This window comes from Marinomonas primoryensis (assembly GCF_013372285.1).
Lineage (GTDB): Bacteria > Pseudomonadota > Gammaproteobacteria > Pseudomonadales > Marinomonadaceae > Marinomonas > Marinomonas primoryensis.
This window is the reverse complement of sequence record NZ_CP054301.1, coordinates 3,409,610-3,432,102: the sequence shown is the minus strand read 5'-3', so window position 1 is coordinate 3,432,102 and position 22,493 is coordinate 3,409,610. Positions and strand designations below refer to the sequence as shown.

The 22,493-nt window shown below is 44.2% G+C and carries 20 protein-coding genes; 11 read left to right on the top strand and 9 right to left on the bottom strand.

Going from position 1 to position 22,493, the window contains the following annotated elements:
• The first annotated feature begins 158 nt into the window (after positions 1 to 158).
• The gene (locus tag MP3633_RS15970) at positions 159 to 1,562 is read left to right on the top strand and encodes a mannose-1-phosphate guanylyltransferase/mannose-6-phosphate isomerase (RefSeq protein ID WP_176336273.1); all 1,404 of its coding nucleotides are present in this window, start codon (positions 159 to 161) and stop codon (positions 1,560 to 1,562) included.
• 30 nt (positions 1,563 to 1,592) lie between these two features.
• On the opposite strand, the gene MP3633_RS15965 is transcribed toward MP3633_RS15970, so the two are convergent.
• The 4 genes from MP3633_RS15965 to MP3633_RS15950 all read right to left on the bottom strand — a co-directional run bounded on the left by MP3633_RS15965 (position 1,593) and on the right by MP3633_RS15950 (position 6,475).
• Positions 1,593 to 2,915, bottom strand: coding sequence for an O-antigen ligase family protein (locus tag MP3633_RS15965; RefSeq protein WP_176336272.1), 1,323 nt, complete (start codon positions 2,913 to 2,915; stop codon positions 1,593 to 1,595).
• A 192-nt stretch (positions 2,916 to 3,107) separates the two neighbouring features.
• A complete protein-coding gene (bamJ, locus tag MP3633_RS15960) occupies positions 3,108 to 3,839 on the bottom strand; it encodes a BamJ family beta-barrel-assembly machinery protein (protein ID WP_244959697.1) in 732 nt (243 codons plus the stop codon).
• Between the two features lie 504 nt (positions 3,840 to 4,343).
• Complete coding sequence (locus tag MP3633_RS15955; RefSeq protein WP_176336271.1) at positions 4,344 to 5,486, bottom strand: glycosyltransferase; 1,143 nt, start codon at positions 5,484 to 5,486, stop codon at positions 4,344 to 4,346.
• A gap of 74 nt (positions 5,487 to 5,560) precedes the next feature.
• The gene (locus tag MP3633_RS15950; protein ID WP_176336270.1) at positions 5,561 to 6,475 is read right to left on the bottom strand and encodes a LysO family transporter; all 915 of its coding nucleotides are present in this window, start codon (positions 6,473 to 6,475) and stop codon (positions 5,561 to 5,563) included.
• Positions 6,476 to 6,776: 301 nt separating this feature from the next.
• On the opposite strand from MP3633_RS15950, the gene MP3633_RS15945 reads away from it, so the two are divergent.
• The 3 genes from MP3633_RS15945 to galE are packed head-to-tail and all read left to right on the top strand — an operon-like array spanning position 6,777 to position 10,281.
• Complete coding sequence (locus MP3633_RS15945) at positions 6,777 to 8,147, top strand: MATE family efflux transporter (protein ID WP_244959695.1); 1,371 nt, start codon at positions 6,777 to 6,779, stop codon at positions 8,145 to 8,147.
• Between the two features lie 58 nt (positions 8,148 to 8,205).
• Positions 8,206 to 9,207, top strand: coding sequence for a capsular polysaccharide synthesis protein (locus tag MP3633_RS15940; protein WP_176336269.1), 1,002 nt, complete (start codon positions 8,206 to 8,208; stop codon positions 9,205 to 9,207).
• A 51-nt stretch (positions 9,208 to 9,258) separates the two neighbouring features.
• Complete coding sequence (gene galE / locus MP3633_RS15935) at positions 9,259 to 10,281, top strand: UDP-glucose 4-epimerase GalE (protein WP_176336268.1); 1,023 nt, start codon at positions 9,259 to 9,261, stop codon at positions 10,279 to 10,281.
• Between the two features lie 266 nt (positions 10,282 to 10,547).
• Here galE and MP3633_RS15930 read toward each other — a convergent pair whose 3' ends face one another.
• A complete protein-coding gene (locus MP3633_RS15930; RefSeq protein ID WP_176336267.1) occupies positions 10,548 to 12,035 on the bottom strand; it encodes a cobyric acid synthase in 1,488 nt (495 codons plus the stop codon).
• Positions 12,036 to 12,121: 86 nt separating this feature from the next.
• Between MP3633_RS15930 and cbiB the strand changes: the two genes are divergently transcribed.
• The 7 genes from cbiB to MP3633_RS15895 all read left to right on the top strand — a co-directional run bounded on the left by cbiB (position 12,122) and on the right by MP3633_RS15895 (position 16,938).
• Positions 12,122 to 13,132 carry an adenosylcobinamide-phosphate synthase CbiB gene (gene cbiB / locus MP3633_RS15925; RefSeq protein ID WP_176336266.1) on the top strand — a complete coding sequence of 337 codons (1,011 nt, stop codon included), beginning with the start codon at positions 12,122 to 12,124 and terminating at the stop codon, positions 13,130 to 13,132.
• A complete protein-coding gene (locus tag MP3633_RS15920) occupies positions 13,117 to 14,217 on the top strand; it encodes an aminotransferase class I/II-fold pyridoxal phosphate-dependent enzyme (protein WP_244959693.1) in 1,101 nt (366 codons plus the stop codon). The genes cbiB and MP3633_RS15920 overlap by 16 nt, the downstream gene beginning before the upstream one ends.
• The gene (gene cobU / locus MP3633_RS15915; RefSeq protein ID WP_176336265.1) at positions 14,214 to 14,735 is read left to right on the top strand and encodes a bifunctional adenosylcobinamide kinase/adenosylcobinamide-phosphate guanylyltransferase; all 522 of its coding nucleotides are present in this window, start codon (positions 14,214 to 14,216) and stop codon (positions 14,733 to 14,735) included. Before MP3633_RS15920 ends, cobU begins: the two co-directional genes overlap by 4 nt.
• A 94-nt stretch (positions 14,736 to 14,829) precedes the next feature.
• Complete coding sequence (gpt, locus tag MP3633_RS15910) at positions 14,830 to 15,327, top strand: xanthine phosphoribosyltransferase (protein ID WP_176336264.1); 498 nt, start codon at positions 14,830 to 14,832, stop codon at positions 15,325 to 15,327.
• Between the two features lie 193 nt (positions 15,328 to 15,520).
• Positions 15,521 to 15,928 (top strand): DUF2914 domain-containing protein, encoded by a 408-nt coding sequence (locus tag MP3633_RS15905; RefSeq protein ID WP_176336263.1) that lies wholly within the window; start codon positions 15,521 to 15,523, stop codon positions 15,926 to 15,928.
• A 53-nt stretch (positions 15,929 to 15,981) separates the two neighbouring features.
• On the top strand, positions 15,982 to 16,314 hold the full coding sequence (locus MP3633_RS15900) for a DUF1904 family protein (protein WP_176336262.1): 333 nt from the start codon (positions 15,982 to 15,984) through the stop codon (positions 16,312 to 16,314).
• A 267-nt stretch (positions 16,315 to 16,581) separates the two neighbouring features.
• Entirely contained in the window at positions 16,582 to 16,938 is a 357-nt protein-coding gene (locus MP3633_RS15895; protein WP_176336261.1) for an endonuclease domain-containing protein, read from the top strand.
• 335 nt (positions 16,939 to 17,273) lie between these two features.
• On the opposite strand, the gene astB is transcribed toward MP3633_RS15895, so the two are convergent.
• The 4 genes from astB to MP3633_RS15875 form a co-directional block, all read right to left on the bottom strand.
• The gene (gene astB / locus MP3633_RS15890; RefSeq protein WP_176336260.1) at positions 17,274 to 18,620 is read right to left on the bottom strand and encodes an N-succinylarginine dihydrolase; all 1,347 of its coding nucleotides are present in this window, start codon (positions 18,618 to 18,620) and stop codon (positions 17,274 to 17,276) included.
• A gap of 50 nt (positions 18,621 to 18,670) precedes the next feature.
• On the bottom strand, positions 18,671 to 20,143 hold the full coding sequence (gene astD, locus MP3633_RS15885) for a succinylglutamate-semialdehyde dehydrogenase (protein ID WP_176336840.1): 1,473 nt from the start codon (positions 20,141 to 20,143) through the stop codon (positions 18,671 to 18,673).
• 92 nt (positions 20,144 to 20,235) lie between these two features.
• Complete coding sequence (astA, locus tag MP3633_RS15880) at positions 20,236 to 21,279, bottom strand: arginine N-succinyltransferase (protein WP_176336259.1); 1,044 nt, start codon at positions 21,277 to 21,279, stop codon at positions 20,236 to 20,238.
• A gap of 108 nt (positions 21,280 to 21,387) precedes the next feature.
• Positions 21,388 to 22,401 (bottom strand): arginine N-succinyltransferase, encoded by a 1,014-nt coding sequence (locus MP3633_RS15875; RefSeq protein WP_176336258.1) that lies wholly within the window; start codon positions 22,399 to 22,401, stop codon positions 21,388 to 21,390.
• Between the last annotated feature and the right edge of the window lie 92 nt (positions 22,402 to 22,493).

Below are 22,493 nucleotides of genomic sequence, written 5' to 3'. Positions count from 1 at the left end.
TTTCATTGCCCTTATGTTTGTCTGTGTACGCCTTCGTGTCTCGGCTCATTCGGTCTACGGGTGTTCTGCTTGTTCTCCTTCATTATTCCATTTTTATATTTCTCACCTCTGTCTTTTGCTAAACTAACGGGGTCGTTTTCTGAGTGCGAAGGTTTGGTGTGAAGATTGTTCCTGTTGTTTTATCGGGTGGTGTCGGTAGTCGTCTTTGGCCGTTATCACGCGAGTTTCTTGCTAAGCCGTTTTTACCTTTGGTGGATAAGGAATACAGTCTTCTTCAACAAACCGTACTTCGTACTTTGTCGCTTGAAGTTGGTGATCCTATTGTTGTTTGTAACGAAGTTCATCGCTTTTTGATCGCGGAACAGTTGCAATCTATTGACGTTAAAAAATCTAGTATTGTTCTAGAATCTGAGGGACGTAACACAGCTCCTGCAATCGCCTTGGCGGCGTTGGAAGCATTGCATCACCAGCCTAACGATGCGCTAATGTTGGTGTTGCCTGCTGATCATGTGATTCGTGATATCGCAGCCTTTAAAAAAACCATTCAGCAAGCGGTTGAATTGGCTAATCAAGGTGCTTTGGTTACTTTCGGTGTACAGCCTACTAGGCCAGAAACGGGGTATGGTTATATACGTTCTGGCGAAAATTTTGCCGTAGTGGAATTTGTTGAAAAGCCTAATCTGGAAACAGCTGAAGCCTATTTAGATTCTGGTGAATATTTGTGGAATAGCGGAATGTTTTTATTCAAAGCGTCGGTTTATTTGGATGAATTAGCCATACATCGTGATGATATTTTTCATATAGTTAGCTCTGCTTATCAGCAGCGAACAGAGGATTTAGATTTTGTTCGAATTGACGCTGAGCTGTTTTCACAATGTCCTGAAGAGTCAATTGATTTCGCTGTGATGGAGCGAACTAATAAGGCCAAAGTTGTCCCTTATTTGGGAGATTGGAGCGATATCGGTTCTTGGGATTCATTGTATGATTACGCCGATAAAGACGCTGATAATAATGTGTTGTTGGGTGACGTCATGTTAGAAGGCTCGACAAATTGCCTTATTCGTTCTGAGTCTCGATTAGTGGCCGCAGTCGGTGTGAGTGGTCTTGTTATAGTGGAAACAGCAGATGCCGTTTTGATCATGGATAAAAGCAATTCACAAGGAGTTAAGAAGATTGTTAAACGCATTCAGAATGAAGGACGACAAGAGCATTTGTATCATACTGTCGTGCATCGTCCTTGGGGAACCTATCAAATAGTAGACATTGGTGACCGTCACCAGGTGAAGCGCATCATAGTGAAACCAGAAGGAAAGCTCAGTGTTCAGATGCATCATCATCGAGCAGAGCATTGGATTGTGGTGTCCGGTACAGCAAAAGTACAAAACGGTGACAAAGAGATATTGTTAACTGAGAATGAGTCTACCTATATTCCAGCTGGAGTGATTCACGCGTTAGAAAATCCAGAAAACACTCCATTGGAGCTGGTTGAAGTACAGTCTGGTCGTTATTTAGGTGAAGACGACATTGTTCGCTTTAGCGATATATACGGGCGTGAAAATTAAAGCCACATATATTAATTATTATGATTCTTCTTATAAAGTAGTTGGTCGTAGTTTTGCCCTCCAGATTTTTGCCATGATCCCTGCCATAAATACGTTAAAGTAAAATACGCCGGTCCAAAAATTCTGATAGGACTCGAAGCAATTCATCACTCCCCAAAAAAATAAAATAGCGACAAATAGATAGCCTATTTCTTTTTCGACTTTTCCAGATTTTATTTCTTTGAATAGCATTCTGCCTACCACAAACCATATCGAGAGGTAGAATATTAAACCGACAATTCCATAATTCACCAACATTTCTATGTAAAAATTGTGTAAGTGCCCGAAGCCTTTTAACCATTTAGGAAATGTTTTGGTATGTTCCATAACCATAGATTTGCCATTATGACCCCAACCAAAAATAGGTTTCGCCTTTATAAAATAAGTGGCGGCTACCCAGCTGTGTAGTCGGACTCCAAAACTTGAGTATGGTGCTTTATCAAATTCCAACGAAAGAACTGCATTCATGGTCTTTTGTTCTAACATTACCCTATTTACGATCTTATCATTTGTGATCAAAATAGTGCTTAATGTTGTCAGTCCTATAAAAAATAGTACGATCGTAATGATCTGTTTAGGACGTGGTGATTTTTTTATGTACTTTAAGGTTGTGTAGCTGGAAATGACGAGAAAAGTGATAATGAGCGCTAGCCAAGCTTGGCGAGACTCATTGATATAAATGACTAATAGACAGTAACTAATCATAAGAGCAACAGGTATAAGTGATAATTTGTTCTTTCTGTATAAGGGTTTTACAAGGCAACATATCCCAATTAGGATAGTGCCAAAATATAATGCCGTGTGCTGAGCATTACGAATACCAAAGTCGATTCTTTTACCGTTGATCCCTTGTATGATCTCATGGAGCCCACCTCCTGTTACCCATGGAGATATAAGGGTTCCCGCTGTGGCAGCTCCCCATAGAAGCCAAATGGCATTTTTGCGTTGCGCAATCCACCAAGCAAATGGGATAAAAATAAACCAGCGGGTCACTTTGTCTAATTTAGGGATATCTTCAGCCCACTCAGGCGTAACGTACTGGGACAGCCCCCATGATATGAACTGAAAAAAGGCGGCTATCCAAACAAAGCGCAGCAATATATGGCTGTTTACTTCGCTGCCGTATTTATAAAGTCCCCAGAAGCCAGTAAAGAAGGCAATGGTAGCTGACACTCTTGCTACTTCTGGAAAGCCCGTGCGAGAAAAGGCATAAATAGTGACGGTCAATATTCCTAATACAATGAGCCAAGTTGGTTGTTCTAGTTGTGTACGACGTTTGAATGCGTTGGTTAGGCTGGTAGAAACTGATGTCATTTAAAACTCGTGTTTTGTATACATGGATAGGTCATTGATCAATCCAAAAGTGTAATTTACGTGCAAGTATATAAGGTATTCATCTAAATAGTCGACTTGCTGAATAATAAGTAAATTTTTGTTTTAGTTCGAAATTTTTAGATAAAAAAATGGCCATCAATGATGAAGGCCATTTTTGTTTAGAGCATCGTCTTATTTTTCGGCATCAGCAGGCGCATCCGCTTGTTGAATTTCGTGCAACTCAACAACAAATTTCAATGCGGCATATGCTGGAATAGGTCCTGTTCCACCTGGACCATATCCTAGGTCGGATGGGATATATAGCTCGTATTTAGAGCCAACTGGCATAAGTTGTAGACCTTCAGTCCAACCAGGGATAACACCGTTAAGTGGGAAAGTGATTGCTTCGCCACGCTTGTATGAACTGTCGAATACGGTTCCGTCACTTAGGCTGCCTTCGTAATCCACTTTAACCGTGTCTGTTGCGCTTGGCTTTTCGCCTTTACCCACAGTGATGACTTTATAAAGCAAACCGGATTCGGTTTTTTTCACACCATCTTCGGCTTCTTTCTCTTTTAGCCAAGCCGCAGAAGCTGCTTGCGCTTCTTCAGTTGCTTTGTCTTCTTCAAGCTGAGCTTTTGCCATTTGTTCTTGCTGGTAAGCTTGAATGGTTTGAGACACTTCATCCATGGTCATTTTGCCTTCTTTTCCAGCAAATGAGTCTTGGAAACCTGCCATAAAAGTTTTCATGTCTAGGTCAGAGAAGTCTTGTGACATACGCGTTCCAAACATGGTGCCAATGCTGTAGCCAAGACGCTGTTCTTTAGAGTCCAGTTTAATTGCGCTGTCATCTGCGTACGCAAAAGAAACGGAAGACATAACCAGCGCCGCAATCAGAGTTTTTTTCATAACTATTTTTTTCATAAGGAAAGGTGTTCCATTATTTGTGGATTTATCACTTCGTGATGTAAACATTAAGACGGAATGTGATTTACACAGTATTTTGATTAGCTTTTCATGGGGCGAAAACAAAGCAGGAACAATGATATACGCCTTGTGCTTTGCAAAAATCAGATCCGTTGTACCTTTGTAACATAAGTGTTCTAACATAAGGTAGGCTGTTTATGCCAATTTTTATGTTCTCACTTAACCAAAGTGACCCCTTCACCTGCACACTTTGTTTGAGTTTCAAAAGATCTTTTTTGATTTTCTAGAACGGTTCCACAAAGCACAAGACGTAGAACGAGATTAATCTGTGCTTCTCTTATGAAACAACCGCTTTTACAAAAGCATGACAGTGTTTGCTAAAGCAGCTTTGATTGTTGTCTGTCTTGACGGTTTACTGACTATTTTGTAAGTCTTAAGATTTACAAGGCCTTTCTGTCGGGATAAATCCCGACAACACTTTGTGATGGATTATTTAAATGGTTACTTTTGCAAAAAAGCATTCACGACGTTTTCTGGTTTGAAGTCTTCTATCCATTCTTCTTTGATTACATAGCCGCCTTGCTCGATCACAAGGTCCATTTTTTCCGCCAGTGCATCGGCATTATGCTCGCAGAGGTAGGGTTCTAATTCACCTTTGAATACATCTCTAACACCGCCAGGACAGTCGACGGATAATATAGGTGTTCCGCATGCGAGCGCTTCAAACAGAACGATGCCTAAACCTTCAAATTTGGAACTAAGAACAAACAGCTCAGCATGCTTCATCCAGACGTACGGATTTTCCTGATTACCAACGAAGTGAACATTTTCGTCTATTCCTAAGGCTTTGGCTTTGGCTTTTAGTTCAGCGTTGAGCTTTCCTTCTCCGACAATAACCAGTGGCAAAGATTGTTTGCTCTTAGCGTATGCCTCTAACAGCATGTCTTGCCCTTTTTGTGGAACAAGTCTAGCGACATTGAGCATGTAAGGGCCAGATGGTAATGTTTGTGGTTTTTCTGCGTTTGCTTTAGAGCGAATTTGTTCAATAGGGCATGGGTTTGTGATGACGTGAACATATGTAGGGTGGATGTTTTCTTTCGCAAAAAGATCATCTGCTGCTATTTTTACACCAGTCGATACCGCCGCAAGCTGGCGGTTATGAAAGAGAGCATGAAACCGTTTTTTTGATAATTTTTGGCTGGGTGAATTTGGCTTCACAATATTTTCTAAAACATAGATGGCTTTATCGTGTTGAAAAGACCAAATGTTTTCGTAAGTCCCTTCACCTCTAAATATGATGCGATCAAATGTTCCGTATTGCTTTTCCAGTTGGTTCATTTTTTTTTGCAGTCTTTGACCACCATACCAACCAGCAATCAAAAAATACGATTTTCGCCAAAATAGATTGCTTATTTTTGCTGCGATTTCTGAAAGGATACTTAGAGGGCGCTTCAATGACAATTTATTCACGTTAAATTCATGAACTAGAACCCCTTTATTATCGGGGTAAAGAGGGTCTTTGCGTTTTTTATAATAAAGCAGGTGACTCTCGTGCCCTTGATCGGCAAAGGCATCCGCGAGGTTGACGGCAACACGCTCCATGCCACCTGTTTTTAATGTTCTAACAATGACTAATGTGCGCATAAATGAAGTCTCTTGAGTCGATGATAGAGAAATAAAAGCAATGATTTAAATTCTTATTTAGCTGTACATGGAGCTTATTTAATTCCCATAAACAAAGGAATGAGGATAGGCACTAGGATGCTCATAATAAAGCCGCTGGCGATGCAGACTGGAATAATTTGCGCCCCATGAAATTTGCCCAGCATCGGTAAAGTAAAATCCATGGCGGTAGCACCGGAGTAGCCTATCGACATGTGGCTGTTTAGTCTTGCGAGGAAAGGGATCAACATAAGCGCGAGTATCTCTCTTGCAAGATCGAGTAAAAAAGCCGTGGTGCCCAATACAGGATCGCCTAAGCCGGTGATAAGAATGCCGGATAAACTGTACCAACCGAATCCAGAAACAACCGCAAGACCGTGATTCCAGCTGAGCCCTAATAGTAAACTGCCAATCCATCCGGCTAATAGAGTTGTTGAAATAGTCACAAGAGCAATAATGACGCCTTGTGCGTTCAAAAAGAGCTTACGCAGACGATGGTTGCCTTGGCGCAGTTGGCAGCCAATCAAAAAGAGCAAAACGTAAAGCAAGCCTGTGACTATATCATCCACGCCAGTGAGCCAATCTTTAGCAAAAACACCGACGATGACGCCACCAATCACCCAAGCGATGGTTTTCGCTGCGTCCATTAGCGCGTGTTGTTTACTACTAGCGGGTGCTTGGGCTAATTGATCTGAATGGGTACCGCCAAATCGTAAGCCACTAAAATACAATCCGGCTAAACTAAATACGCTGACCAGAATAAAAAGCACGATGGCTTGATAGCCTGCAATCAAGAGTTTTTCGGCAAGATTATCTAAAGCACCAAGGCTGAAGCCTATTAACCCTAAGATGACATAAACCAGTTGTTCGAGCCCTTTTGCTACACGAGACGGAGTGAACACCTTGATATTGACCCAGTAGCCAAACAATAAGGCGATTAATAACGGGCCGAGCGTCGAGAGAATAGTCATATATGAATGGTCGTCCTAGACAGTGAATCGATTGTGGTGCGGCATTTTCTCGATATTTCCTTGTAAATACAAGTTGTGCGTTTTGTTTTAGGTAAACGCCGGATTACGCCTCGTTCCTCGTCTCATTCGGCCTACAAGGTAGGGGCAATGTGAGCTAATCGGTGTTTTGTTTTAGGTAAATGCCGGATTACGCCTCGTTCCTCGTCTCATCCAGCCTACAGGGCGAGTGCAATGTTTGATGATCGGTGTTAAATTGCTCGGTTGTTTTTGGATGTTTTCTATGGATAGTCGGCGGTGATGTGTGGTTAAGCGTTTTACTGTGTTAAAAGAAATTCTTCATTTATTATTTCCTATGGTACTGACCATGACGCTGGAGTTATCTATTAGCGTAGTGGATACCATTATGCTGGGTCATTACAGTGCTTTGCATTTGGCTGCGGTGGGTTTGGCATCTAGTTTATGGCTACCGGTTGGCTGTTTTCTTATCGGTGTGACGTTTGGCATTACGCCTTTGGTCACACGTCATCTACACGGTCGACAACCAAAACTGGTGAATTTATACATGTCACAAGCCATCGGTTTGTCCGTGGTGCTTGGACTGCTTGCGAGTTTGATCGTGGCGTTTGTGTTGCCTCACTTCGCACGTTTCATGGCGACAGAAGAAGAAACCCGTCTCGTATCCGTTAGCTATTTATATATTTTTGCGCCTGCTTTGCCTATGTTGGCGTTAATGACCGCGTATAAAAACCTATTCGAAGCCGCTGGACGCCCTGGGTTCCCATTATTTGTGGCGAGCACCGGATTAGCATTAAATGTTCTATTCAACTATGTGCTTATATTTGGCAAGTTTGGTTTTCCAGAAATGGGTGCGGAAGGCGCGGCGCTGGCCTCGTCTTTATCCTTGTATTTGGCCGTATCGATGTTTTTTGTTTATGATCGTTACATTAATAAAGCCCCGCTATTTACCCGCTTAGTCTGGCGTTATACTCGTAAATTTTCGATTTTACTGGGTGTTGGTGCGCCAGCGGGCTTTGCATTTGCGTTTGAAGTGGGCTTGTTCTCATCTATGACGTGGCTGATCTCTTCTTTTGGGGACTTGGCGCTTGGCGGCGGTCAGATTGTGATGTCTTATACTTCTTTCTTGTTTACCCCAATGATGGCGATGAGCGCCGTGACTGCGATTGTGGTGGCGAAAGCCATGTCGAAAGAGGGTGTTGAAGGTGTGAGGAAGCGTATTCGGGTGATTATCTTAATAGGACTTTCTTACGTGAGTATGTGTTTTATTATTACACAGCTGTTTCATAATCAGATCCCGTATATTTACAGCAGCAATGAGCAAGTCGTCGCTTTGGCGGCGAGTATCTTACTTATCTCATCCTGTTATCAATTGCCTGATATGCTGCAGACTGTCTTTACGGGTGCATTGCGAGGGTTCCGCGACACTCGATCTTCCATGATCGCATTTGGCGTGTCTTTGTTTGGATTGAGTATTCCGTTTGGCTTTTGGTTATCTCATTACAGCCCATGGTCTGAAACCTTGTCATTGCGTGGTTTCTACATCGGCTTGGGTGCCGGATTGAGTTTATTGGCGGTGATTCTTGTTGTACGCTTTCAAGTGGTTTTACGCCGATACGAAGGCAAACGAATAGCCTCACCACGAGAAGTGGCGTAGACCGCTTAATTTGCATATATTCTTTTCAGATGGCTAAAAATTCATAAGGGATTTAAGGGTGTTTAATAAAATTGTAAAAAGTCGTTTTTTTGAGCGTGATCTATATTTTTTGCGTAAGATTTTTCCTATTTTGAATAATAGATACGACTATCTTAATGGTATTAACTACCAAGGACTATCGACAAGTCAGTATCCAGATGTCTCAGAAAAAGTGTCAGAAGCAACGCTTGTTCTTGAGCATTTAGAGCAGGCTACTCAGTTCGTTGTCGATATGCCTAATGGCGTTCCGAACTTGATATGGCTTTATTGGAATACTCCACTAGAGCAAGCACCAGATGTTGTTAAGTTGAGTGTGAAAACCTGGAGACAAAAAAATCCGGATTACGATGTTGTGTTAATAAATGATGACAACATTAAAGACGTACTTGGATTTGACTTTCATGCTGTCTTCAATATCGCCACAGTGAACCTGGGGTTTGCGATGAAAGCCGATATTCTGAGGCTGTACTTACTAAGTACTCACGGAGGTGTATGGGCTGACACCACAACATTTTGCGTGCGTCCGCTTTCAGAATGGTTGCCTCAAGCGACAGAAAAAACAAGTTTTTTTACCTTCAGGCATAAAACAAACAAAACACGCCCGATAGAAGCTTGGTTCATTGCAACAGACAAAGGAAATGTCATTGTTCGCCATACATTGTCTTTATTTTTAGATCACTTATTTAAGAATAGAAGCAACAGTTTATTCATTTCAAATCAAATAAAGAAGATTAGTCAAAGGGGTAGTGAACGATTTTTTTTAGATATCGTGCTAAAAGCGGAAGCGTTTCACTTTATGCCTTATTTTAGTGTGGGTTATTTTTTCAACGAAGCTTTGAATCAACGAGATACCTTACCTATTTGGGAAGAGCTACGTTTTATGACTAATGATCATGCAGTAAATTTAGATAATTTAGATCTAGTGAAGGGTTGTGTTGTCTCAAAGCAAACGTATAAGAAAGATTATCAAGAAAGTGATATTTATTTGGAAAGGAAAAAATGGATCTTAAATGGCCTATAAAAAACCTTACCATTGCATTCACCGATTTTACATTTTTTGTTGAGATAGAATATGAAAACGATTTTAGTGACTGGCGGTACGGGCTTTATTGGCAGCCACACTTGTGTTGAGTTGTTAACGCAAGGTTATGATGTGGTTGTTGTGGATAATTTATGTAATTCCAATGCCGAAGTGCTAAACCGAATTCATGGTATTACAGGGAAAAACGTGACTTTTTATCAAGTGGATTTACTTGATAAAACAGCGCTGAATTCTATCTTTACTGATCATGATATTGATGCGGTCATTCATTTTGCAGGCTTAAAAGCCGTTGGTGAATCCACTAAGATTCCTTTGTCGTATTATCACAATAATTTAACCGGCACCTTGAATTTGCTGGATGTAATGACGAGTTATGGTGTGTTTGATTTGGTTTTTAGTTCGTCTGCGACTGTTTATGGTGAGAATAATTCGACACCTTATCAAGAGGATCTACCATTAAGTTCTACTAGCCCTTATGGCCGAACCAAGGTAATGATTGAGCAATTCTTACAGGATGCTTTTGTTGCTGATCCACGTTGGAATGTGTCCTTGTTGCGTTATTTTAATCCTGTTGGTGCTCACCCAAGCGGTTTAATTGGTGAGGATCCCAATGGTATTCCTAATAATTTGATGCCGTTTATTGCTCAAGTGGCCGTTGGTAAACGTGAAAAATTGAGTGTTTTTGGTGGCGATTATCCAACGTCTGATGGCACAGGTGTAAGAGATTACATTCATGTGGTGGACTTGGCATTAGGTCATATTAAAGCGCTTGAGAAACTTGCTAGCCAAACCGTGAAAAGCATTGATGCTTACAACTTAGGTGCAGGAAAAGGTTTTAGTGTATTGAATGTGATTCATGCATTTGAAAAAGCTTGCAACAAGGTGATTCCTTACGAAATTATGCCAAGACGTGCTGGTGATATCGCTGAGTTTTACGCAGATCCGAATAAGGCCGCTAACGAATTGGGTTGGAAAGTTGAGTTGTCGCTAGAAACCATGTGTCGTGATGCGTGGCATTGGCAGAGTAATAATCCACAAGGTTACAGTAAGTAACTTATTCTTTCCATTTTTCAAGGGAAACCCCCTCCCAGCCTCCCCCTTAGCAGGGGGAGGAGCTAAGACATTTTTGTTCCCAACCCTTAGCAGGGGAAGAGCAATGCGCTTTTGTTCCCTCCCCTTATCTTCAAGGGGAGGGTTAGGGTGGGGTTGTTGGTTACCCCCCTCTCTCAGCAAGGTGAGGGGCTAAGACATTTTTATTGCCTCCCCTTAGCAGGGGAAGAGCAATGCGCTTTTGTTCCCTACCATTGGTAGTAGAGGAGCTAGTTAATTTTTTGAAAGTCTCTGCACTGTTCAATTAACGCATCGATGTTCATGTGTTGCTCGGTGCTGTCGGCGAGTCGGTTGATTTCACTGTTTCGGTGCTGGTCGTAATCGAAGTCTTGTCCTTGTTTGACGCCTGCCCAGTTTAATAATGTTTTCAGTGCTTCCGGGTGGTCAAAAATTCCGTGCAGATACGTGCCGATAATATTGTTGTCTTCGGAGATGAAACCTTCTTTTTCACCCTTTTCGAGTGTGGCGAAGTGGCTTACGGAAGATGAAAACCTCGAAACCCCCGAGTGAATTTCATAGCCTGTTAGTTCGGCCTTTTGTTCACAAAAAGCTAGTTTACCTTGTCGTTGTTTTAGTTGTTTCTCTTTCTCCAATACCGTTTCCATCGGAATAAAACCGAAACCTTTTGATTGGGTGTTAGCGTGTTGGTTTTCCAACCCTAACGGATCAGACAGTTGCTCGCCGAGCATTTGAAAGCCGCCGCAAATCCCGATGACCTTGCCGCCGTATCGTAAGTGTTTACTTAAATAGGCTTCCCAACCTTCTTGGCGTAAAAAAGCGAGATCACTTTGCACGCTTTTGCTACCAGGTAAAATCACTAAGTCGGCTGGTGGAATAGGCTCGTTTGCGCCAACCAGTGTGACCTGTACGTTTGGATGCAAGCGAAGCGCGTCCCAATCCGTGTGATTGCTGGTGCGAGGCATAATAGGAATGACCACATTGAGCTGGGTATCTGCACTGTTTTTTTGCGGGCTTTTTGCGACGGCGTCTTCAGATTCAAGATGAAAGCCTTTTAAATAGGGTAAAACACCAAGCACTGGCTTCCCCGTTCGCTTTTCTAGCCAGTCTAGGCCAGATTGCAGCAAACTGATATCGCCTCGAAAGCGATTAATGACAAAGCCGATGACGCGGTCTTGTTCGCTTTGACTGAGTAAATCCAAGGTGCCGACGAGGTGTGCAAAAACGCCACCTTTGTCGATGTCGGCGATGATAATAACGGGGCAATCGATGCTTTCAGCAAAACCCATATTGGCGATGTCGCGAGCGCGTAAATTTATTTCGGCTGGGCTGCCAGCGCCTTCTATTAGAACGGCTTGATATTGATTAGCGAGTTTATAATAGGAATCTAACGCGGCGACTTTAGCGATGCTTTTGTATTCGTGATAACCCACTGCGTCCATATTGCCGATGGCTTTGCCTTGAATGATGACTTGCGCGCCAGTGTCTGTGTTGGGTTTGAGTAAAATTGGGTTCATGTCCACATGCGGTTCAAGCCCTGCCGCGTAGGCTTGGACGGCTTGAGCTCGGCCAATCTCGTTGCCATCTTGCGTGACGGCACTGTTTAGTGCCATGTTTTGTGGCTTAAACGGAGCGACATGAATGCCGCGACGGACGAATAAACGGCATAAGGCGGTGACGAGAGTACTTTTTCCGGCGTCCGAGGTGGTGCCTTGGATCATTAAACTAAAGGCTGGCATTCAGGTTCATCACGCTTTAAATCAATTAGGTGATAGAATTCTACCCTACCTTCTTGTCTTGTTAAGTGAAAAAACGACCTATATTTATGATCCTTTTTAATTTAGATAGTATTTTCGATGGTTTCTTTTACAATTTTTTTGGGGTGTTCTCCACCACCAGTGTGATTCTGCTCGCTGCGTTGGTGCTGGATCGTCTACTAGGCGAGCCTAAAAGTTGGCATCCGCTTATTTGGTTTGGCCGCTGGGTAGACCTTTGTCGTCAATATACGCAATTACCTTTAGACGCGAGCCCGTTGCGACAACGAATGGCGGGAGTGTTAGCTTGGCTGATTGCGGTGTTGCCTTGGTTATTGATTCTGATTGCACTGCTTTACTTGTCGCCAGATTGGCTGAATAACTTATTGTCGGTGTTGGTGCTGTATTTCGCCATCGGTTGGCAAAGTCTACGTGAACATGCTTTGGCGATTTATTCGCCTTTATCCGCGTCGCCGTTTAACTCTGAAAATAGCACTGAAAAACTCGATGAAGCGCGCCTCGCGGTCAGTTATATCGTCAGCCGTGATACACAACATTTAGACGAATCTGCCGTGGCGAAAGCCGGCATTGAGTCGGTGTTGGAAAATGGCAGCGATGCGATTTTTGCGCCGATTTTTTGGTTCTTAATATTGGGTGCGCCAGGCGTGCTCTTGTATCGTTTGGCCAATACCTTAGATGCCATGTGGGGATATAAAACCGAATCTTTATTGTTCTTTGGTTGGTTTGCTGCGCGTTTCGACGATGTGTTGAATTACATTCCTGCGCGATTGGTGGTTTACACGTATGCAATTTGTGGAAATTGGCATGCGGCCATTCGCAGTTCTCGTCGTCCTTCTGCCCGTTGGAAGAGCCCAAATGCTGGCCCTGTGATGGCTGCCGGTGCGGGTGCATTAGGGATTAAATTAGGTGGTGAAGCGCCATATTTTGGAAAAATGGAAACCAGACCCATTCTTGGCGAGAGTGAAGGCGATATGCCAACGCCCACACATTTAAAAGAGGCTATTTTACTGGTGGATAAAAGCGTGGTTTTATGGGGATTGGTTATATGTCTGTTGATTTAATACCTTCTGAGCGAATGTCGTCTACATTAGGTTTAGAACCACCAAAGCATGGTGGAGATTTGGCTTATTGGCAACGAAAAGTGGGTGATAAAGCGCTGAATTGGTTGGATTTGTCTTCGGCGTGTAATCGTGAACCTTGGCCTATTCCTCAAATGGAGTCGTCTTTATGGATGGATTTACCGGATCAAGTGACCTTGCTTGACGTTGCCGAAGGTTATTACGGATGTCGGCCTATTACGATTGGTGCAGGCTCTCAGCATATTATTGAATCTTTGCCTATTCTTCTTCGTGAGTCCAAACCGTTAAGCGATCTGCGCGTTGTTGTGCCTCGCATTGGTTATCAAGAGCACGCGTTTGCTTGGAAGAAATGGGGTTATGAGCTTGCTTATTATGACATGCTGGAAGAGTTGCTTGAGCAGAATTTTGCGGTCGCCGTGGTCATTCAGCCGAACAATCCAACGGGAGAATGGGCGTCAGCGTCTACGTTATCGGCGCTGATTGATCACGCTGAAAAGCAGGGCGCGAGTTTGGTGGTTGACGAGGCGTTTATTGATCCTTGCCCTGAGTTAAGTCTGTTGACTGATGTAACGCAATCTCATTGGCCTGAGTCTCTATTTGTCCTTCGGTCGGTTGGTAAATTTTTTGGTCTGGCTGGCGCACGAGTGGGTTTTGTGTTTTGTGCGAAGAAATGGCAAAGCGCTTTAAAAAACCTTTTAGGTCCTTGGCCTGTCGCGACACCGAGCTTGCACCTAGTGAGTTTGGCGTTTGCCGATGTGGCTTGGCAAGAGCAAGCATTGCAATCTTTAAACGTGCGACAAACCGTGTTTATCGAACGTGTGATGCCCAAATTCAATACTATTTTTGACTCCCAAGAGCGTGTGGTCAATCCATTGTTTATTACTTGGACTCTCGAAAGCCATGAATACGCGGTGCAAGTTTTTGAAATGCTGCATCAGGTTGGCATTCATACTCGCTTGGGCGATGGCTGGATTCGTGTGGCGTTGCCAGCGATGAACGAAATAGACGGTTTGGATAAAGCATTGATTCGGTTATTAAAAAGCGCAGGAGGGCGGGAATTGGCATGAAACATTTAGTGCTTGGCGGTGTGCGCAGTGGAAAAAGTGCCTTTGCTCAAGAGCAAGTGGCCGCTTCTGGTAAGCCTGTTTGTTATGTCGCGACCTCTCAAGTGTGGGATGACGATATGGCCGATCGAGTGCGTTTGCATAAAGAGAATCGCCCTCAAGAATGGCAATTAATAGAAGAGCCATTGGCGCTGGCGGACGTATTAAATAGAATAAATTCAGCGGATCAAGCGGTGATTGTAGAGTGCTTTACCCTGTGGTTGACGAACTTATTGTGCTTAGAAGATGAGACTCGATTACAGCAAGAGAAAGCCGCATTATTGGACGCCGTCGAGCAGTTTCAAGGGGACTTGGTTTTGGTCTCTAGCGAAGTGGGTTTGGGTATTATGCCGATGAATGCTTTAGCTAGGCGCTTTGGCGATGAGGCTGGTGCGATGAACCAAGCATTGGCTAAATTGTCCGATCGGGTAACTTTTGTTGCGGCGGGGCTGCCTATGCCGTTAAAATCCCCACCCTTCTAATGTAATTCAATATTTTTGGTAATAATGAGTGGTTTCTATCATTATAGATATTGAAACACGATAACCGATAGCTTAATAAAGCGTAGGAGCCTTGATGATCCCTTATTCAAAAGATTTTCCAGTATCATGGGAAGAGTTGCATAGAAATGCGCGTGCTTTGTCTTGGCGATTGCTTGAGCAAGGTCCTTGGAAAGGCATTATCGCGATTACTCGCGGTGGTTTGGTGCCAGCGGCTATTTTGTGTCGTGAAATGGACATTCGTTTGATTGATACCATTTGTATTGTCAGCTATGGCGCTGACGAACAAGGCGACGCGGCGATGAAACAGGGCGAATTGAGCATTCTGAAAGGTGTGGAAGGGGACGGCGAAGGTTTTATCCTAGTTGATGACTTGGTAGACACGGGACGCACTGCAGCAAAAGTACGTGAAATGTTGCCAAAAGCGCACTTTGCAACGATTTATGCCAAGCCAGCCGGTAAACCATTGGTGGATACTTTCATCACTGAAGTGAGCCAAGATACTTGGATTCGTTTCCCTTGGGATATGGAGTATACGTTTTCGACGCCGTTAGCGGATCGTCAGGAAAAATAAGCATTACTTCTTCTGCCTATCCCATCTTATTGTTTTACAGTAGAAAACGAGAGATATTGCAAAATTACACAAAACTCTCGTTTTTTTTACATCATTTTAAGCTAACTTTACTCTTAGACTTATTCATAAAAAAACACCGTCTAAAAAACCGTGTTCTTATGATCCTCAATGAAAAACATAATAGGATTTTACTATGTGGCAGACGCTAACACGAGTTGTGCTTGCAGGGCTTTTATCGTTTGCAACGATATTGCCTGCGTGGGCTGAAGGCACCGTTGCCCGAGCTCAGTTTTCAACCGATGTTATTGATCGAGAGCCGATTGATGATATCGGCCCCATTGTAAAAGTAGAGTATGGTGAAATTCAACGTGTCTATTTTTTCACAGATTTACGAGCAATGTCTGGAGGCCAAGTGATTCACCGTTGGAAATTGGACGGAGAAGAACAAGCGGATGTTGCTTTTGATATTGGTGGTGATCGCTGGCGTGTTTGGTCAAGCAAGCGTTTGATGCCTGGGTTTGATGGTAAGTGGAGCGTGGACATTGTGCTTGATGGAAACATCGTTGAGACACATTCATTTGATTATGTGGACGAATATTAACCACTCAATCACGATTCAGCGTGCTTAATTGAATACTATAGATAAGGACAGTTATGCCTCATATACGTGTACGCGGCTTGGCATTTGACGAACTAGAGTCTGTTGCTGATATATTGATTGAGAATTTGGCAGAAATGACAGACACGCCTAATTCGCATTTTACGCTTGAGTATCAGCCAACGACCTACCTAGCTGTGGGCGGCGCTTCTCCTGCTTATCCCTTTTTTGATGTGCTGTGGTTTGATCGAGGCGATGAAGTAAAACAAAAAGTTACTTTGATTATCGAAGAATTGATAAGACCCTTGGTCGACAGTGGACAAGACATCACCGTGTTATTTCACGATCTACAAGGCAAAGATTATTACGAAAACGGTGAGCATTTTTAGTTATTAGTACGACCCCCTCCCAACCTCCCCCTTAACTGGGGGAGGAGTTAAGTACTACTTTTTTCCCTCTCCTTAACAGAGAAGGAGGAGCTAGGTACTATTTTTGTCCTCTCCCCTTATCTTCAGGGGGAGAGGCTAGGTACTATTTTTGTTCTCTCCCCATATCTTCAGGGGGAGAGGCTAGGTACTATTTTTGTTCCCTCCCCTTATCTTCAAGGGGAGGGCTAGGGTGGGGTTAATTGTTCAAGGTTTAGCAGGGCTTATGGAATGAGCGAACGAGTATTTAATCTAAAAAACTATCAATATTTGAGAGTCAAATTAAGAAGTAATATGCCAGAACCTGAGCGTCGCTTATGGCGTCACATCAGAGGACGACAGCTTGGTGTGAAGTTTCGAAGGCAGCATGGAATAGGGATATTTATTGTGGACTTTTACTGCTCCGAAAAACATCTTCCAATCGAATTGGATGGTGCTAGTCACTTTACAGAAGAAGCTCAGTTATATGATAGGGAGAGGTCTGAATATCTTCAGGATGTAGGACTAGAGGTTGTGCGTTTTACGAATGCGCAAATTATGAATGAGCTGGATTCTGTACTGCAGGTACTTTTGCATAAAGTTCAGTGACCCCCTCCCAACCTCCCCCTTAACAGGGGGAGGAGCTGAAGAACAACACTCTCCTGACAGGTGAGGTGCTAGGTACTGTTTTTTGTTCTCTCTCCTTAGCAGAGAAGGAGGAGCTGAAGAACAACACCCTCCTGACAGGTGAGGGGCTAGGTACTGTTTTTTGTTCTCTCTCCTTAGCAGAGAAGGAGGAGCTGAAGAACAACCCCCTCCCAACCTCCCCCTTGACAGGGGGAGGAGCTGAAGAACAACACCCTCCTGACAGGTGAGGGGCTAGGTACTGTTTTTTGTTCCCTCCCCTTATCTTCAAGGGGAGGGCTAGGGTGGGGTTGGTAAGGTTACTTCTGAAATTCGTACACGCTTCCTAAGTCCATTATCTGAGTAAGTTCATCTAATGCATTTCGGCTTTCAATCAGCAATTTAGGGTCAGCAAGATCTGCTTCATGCAGTTCATCACGGTAATGCTTGTCTACCCAATTATTTAATTGTCCAAATAACGCGTTATTCATCAGTGTGGAGGGGTTAATCGCTTTTTGTTCAGCGTGGGTTAAGGCCACTCTAAGTCGAAGGCAAGCTGGTCCACCACCATTGCTCATGCTTTGTTTTAGGTCGAACACTTTCACTTCATTGATCGGTGAGTTACCTGTTACTAAGCTGTTTAAATACGCCCAAACCGCAGGGTTGTTTTCACACTCTCCCGGTACGATCAATACCATGTCATTGTCGCCACGGCTCAACAGTTGGCTGTTAAATAAGTAAGACTGAATGCAATCTTGTACCGATACCGCAGCGCTTGGCACTTCAATCAGGTGAAACTGAGAGGCTCTGTCTCCCCACGCTGTTAGTAAATCCTGCTTCATCTGTGCTGTATTTAAAAATGCTTCTTGATGGTAGAAGTGTGCATTACGATTGCCGACGGCGATTACGTCGTTGTGGAATACACCGGCGTCAATAACGGCTGGATTCTGTTGGGCGTAAACTACTTGATCCGCTGATAATCCATGACGACGAGCCACGGCTTGCGATGCTTCTAAGGTGTGACGAGCAGGGAATTTTGCTGGGCGAGGACCGCTGTTGTTGAAGGCTTCCATCCCATAGACAAAAAATTCAATGCCTTGTTCGCCATAGTTGTGGCAAAAACGCGTATGGTTTGCGGCGCCTTCATCACCAAAGTGATCAACACTTGGTAATGCGGCGTGATGGGCGAAGTGTTTATCATCTTTAAACGTGGCTTGTAAAATGGCCCCTGTGGTTTCATGTTCGATCGAACGGTGAAATTTATTGACCAAGTTAGCCGGAGTGAAGTGAACTCGGCCGTCAACTGTATCGCCGCTTGGTGACACGGTGGCTGCGTTGGCTGTCCACATGCATGAGGCGGAGCTCACCGCAGCCAAAAGCTTAGGTGCTTGTTTCGCGGCTTGTTCTAATACGTTGGCATCGCTGCCAGAAAAACCAAGACGGCGCAAAGTAGGAATATGTGGGCGTTCATGAGGCGCGAGTACGCCTTGAACAAAGCCCATGTCCGCCAAGGCTTTCATCTTGGTTAAGCCTTGCTTGGCCGCGGCCTTTGGGTTTGATGATCGTGCCGAGTTGTTTAAAGAAGCGACATTACCAAAAGAAAGGCCGCTGTAATTGTGGGTTGGGCCCACTAAGCCATCAAAATTGGCTTCTGTCGCTGTGTTCATAATTACCTCAATCGTGTTTATTATCTAGGTGCTAAGGTCTTAGTTTTACACTATAACGTTAGACCGTGACCCAGTTTTTCTGGCATGGTTAAGCTGTCTGCTTCGATGCTAGAAACTGGGTAAGCACAGTAATCAGCCGCGTAGTAAGCACTCGCTCTATGGTTGCCGCTTGCGCCAGTCCCACCAAATGGTGCGTTGCTTGACGCGCCAGTGGTTTGACGGTTCCAGTTGATAATGCCAGCACGACTGTGCTGCAAGAACCACTCGTATTCGTTTTTGTCATCAGACAGTAAGCCAGCAGAGAGGCCAAATTGTGTGTTGTTCGCAATACTCATGGCTTGATCTAATGAGTCGTAGCGAATCACGGTAAGCAAGGGGCCAAAGTATTCTTGATCGGGTAAGTTCTCTAGCATGTCGGTTGCGTCGATAATACCTGGTGTAACGTAGCCGGTTTTGCTGTCACCGCGCGTCATTTCTAAGACAGGTGTTGCGCCTAATGCAACCAGTTTTTGATAAGCTTGCATCAAACCATCTGCGGCTTGAGCAGAAACCACTGGCCCCATGAAAGGTTGTTCGCTGGCATCGAAACGATCAATTTTCAAGGCTTTAGTGGCGGTCACTAGAGATTGCAAGATAGCATCGCCAAGCTGACCTTTAGGCAATAATAAACGGCGCGCACAGGTACAGCGTTGACCTGCTGAAATAAAGGCTGATTGAATGATTTCATGCACGGCGGCGCGTTGGTCAGCGATTTTTTCAGACACTAAAAGAGGGTTGTTGCCGCCCATTTCTAAGGCTAAGATTTTGCCCGGATGCCCTGAAAAGTCTTTATGTAGTATGTGTCCGACTTGTGGGCTACCGGTGAAAAACAAACCATCAATACCATGATGATTGGCTAAGGCAACGCCAGTGTCTCGTTCGCCCTGTATCATGTTTAACACGCCAGCCGGCAAGCCTGCTTGTTCCCATAGTTGAAGGATTAAATCGGAGGTGGCTGGGGCTTGTTCGCTGGGCTTAAACACAACCGTATTACCGGCAATCAGCGCAGGTACTATGTGACCGTTTGGTAAATGCCCTGGGAAATTATATGGGCCGAAAACGGCCACAACGCCATGTGGACGGTGGCGTAAGCGTGCAGTAGCGCCCGGCATTGGTGTGGTTTTTTCACCGGTTCTTTCGTGATACGCCTGTTTTGAGATAGCCACTTTACCGACCATAGCGGCCGCTTCCGTACGAGTTTCCCAAATTGGCTTGCCTGTTTCTCGGCTGATGGCCGTCGCGATGGCTTCGCTGTGTTCTTTTATTAGGGCTGCAAAGGCGTCGATGATGATCAAACGGGCTTCCAATGGACGATTGGCCCAAGTTGGGAATGCGCTGCGAGCGGCTTTGATGGCAAGATCAACTTGGGTCGTTGTCGCCGCGTTGGCTTGCCATACTACACTGGCGTCCGCTGGATCAATAGAGCGGAATAGTTGGCCTTCGCCTGATAGCCATTGGCCGTTTATGTAATGTGCTTGTTTCATGGTGTTCATAATGACTCCTTTAAATTTTGCGTAAGTGGTTGTTCATTGATGTCCCTAAAGCAGGGAACCCATTCACGCAAAGGGCGATATAATCAGCCCCTTGAATAAGGTGATAATTCGACGACTCGTACCGGTTCTTTAGTGATGATACACAGACTGTCTGCTTCTTCTTGCGTCAAGGTCATGGCGCTGCCTGGTGGTATTGATCGTTGAATCAAGATGCAACGAAAGTCCGCTACTTTTGCGTTGGAAACGAGGTAGTAGCTTCCTTCTCCGATTCCTTTGGGTTGGCCAATATTAGCAAGGCATAGACGGCTATCACGAACAGCGCGAATATCTTGAACTCTGGCTTCGAGACTTGGTCCACCATCAAAAATGTCGACGTAATTTTCGTAGCGAAAGCCTTCTTGCTCTAGTAGACGACGCGCTGGAACTGTATTTTGATGAACGTGCCCCAGTACATCTCTGGCTTCTTTGGGCAGTAAGTTCACGTAGACAGGGTTGTTCGGCATCAATTCAGCGATGAATTGTTTGTTGCCTTGACCCGTCAATTCATCCGCTTCTTTAAAGTCGATGGAGAAAAAATGACGTCCAAGACTTTCCCATAAAGGCGACACGCCATTTTCATCGCTCACACCGCGCATTTCAGCAAAGACTTTTTCGGTAAAGCGTTCTGGAAATTGTGCCATGAACATAAAGCGTGCTTTAGACAATAGCTGACCATTTTTAGAATGGCGAAAGTCCTCTTCTAAAAATAACGTGCAAATTTCACTGCACCCCGTGAAATCATTATTCAAAATGAGCGTTGGCACGGCGTTATGGACACCAAGCTCTCTTGAGGCATGAGTAATGGTACCTAAATGGTAGCTGTAAAATGGTTCATCTAAACCAACGGTGGCTAGCACGCCGCATGTACCCACAATGTCGCCTGTTGTGCTGTCTTCTAGCACCATCAAGTAGTCTTCATTGCTCGGTTTGGTGACATTATCTTTAGCAAAGGAACGAACCGCACCGTCGATTTTCTTTTGTAGAATGGCTTCATCTGGGACGAGAGAGGTGAAACCAATCCCCGTTTTTTCGGCAAGTCGATAAAGTGACTTTAGGTCATTTTGACAAATTGGGCGTATGACCATCATGATGGTATTCCTCTCGTGTTTTATTAAACCGTTTTTACGGTGCTAAGACCTTTGCTTTGCCTTTGATGCGCATATGGCAAAGTGCAAAAGTCTCTAGTAAGTTGTTGTTTACAGAGCGACCCATTGAATGCGGTGGCCTGCTGAAATAGCGAGTTTTTCTTGTGTTACTTTTTCTAAGGCTAAGCCGGCAACTTGTGGCTCTGCCGGTGCCGCTGTGACGCGAAAACTGTCTAAGTGACCCGCCGATATAAGGTGCATTGCGCCTTTTGATTTTTCGGTCAGAGACAAAGCCTTACCTGATTTTTGCTGAGTAATGGTGTGAAGACTTTCTGTTCTGGCTTCAATGGTTGGCCCTGCATCGAAAATGTCCACATAGCCTCTAAACTCGAAGCCTTCTTCCAATAAAATGTCTGCGCTTTGGCTGGAGTCTTCATGAATCACACCAATAACGTCTTGCGCGGCTTCTGGCAAAGTAGGTACATAAATAGGATAACGAGGCATTAAATCTGCGATAAAATGTTTATTACTCACTGCTGAAAGGTAGTCGGCTTTTTGGAAGTCCATGGAAAAAAAATGTTTTCCAAGCGCATCCCAAAAAGCAGAGTAGCCTTGTTTGTCACTTTCACCGCGAAGCTCAGCAAAGAGGCGTTTAGTAAAACGTTCAGGGTAACGAGCGATAAACAGCAACCGAGCTTTTGACAACAACGACATGGCTAGCGGATTTTGATGTGCTTTGTCGACGACCAAAGCAATAAGACGGCTTGTGCCGCTGTAGTCATGGCATAAATACAAGGCTGGAATACGATTGTGAATTTGCAGTTGAGGGGAAGCGTGAACCACTTCATCAATGCGGTAGCTGTAAAAAGGGGCATCAGCACCGACCATTGCATCGATGCCACAACAACCGACTATTTTCTCGTTGCTGGTGTCGACCAGCACAAACAAGTAGGATTCATCCCCTGGCTGTACAACATCGGTTTGAAAAGAGCGACGCGATGAGGCAATTTTGTCGTTTAAGCGCTCTCTGTTCGCGGGGAAGTTTGTAATACCAATACCGACCTGTTGAGCAAGGCGTTCCAGCGCGGGAAGATCTGCAAAATCTACTGGACGTACTAGATACATATTAAATCCCTGAAAAATTCGTTATAAGCGATAATGTGTTAAGTATTATCACTGAGATCGACAAAGTTGGTAAGAGAGTAACTTTCTTATTG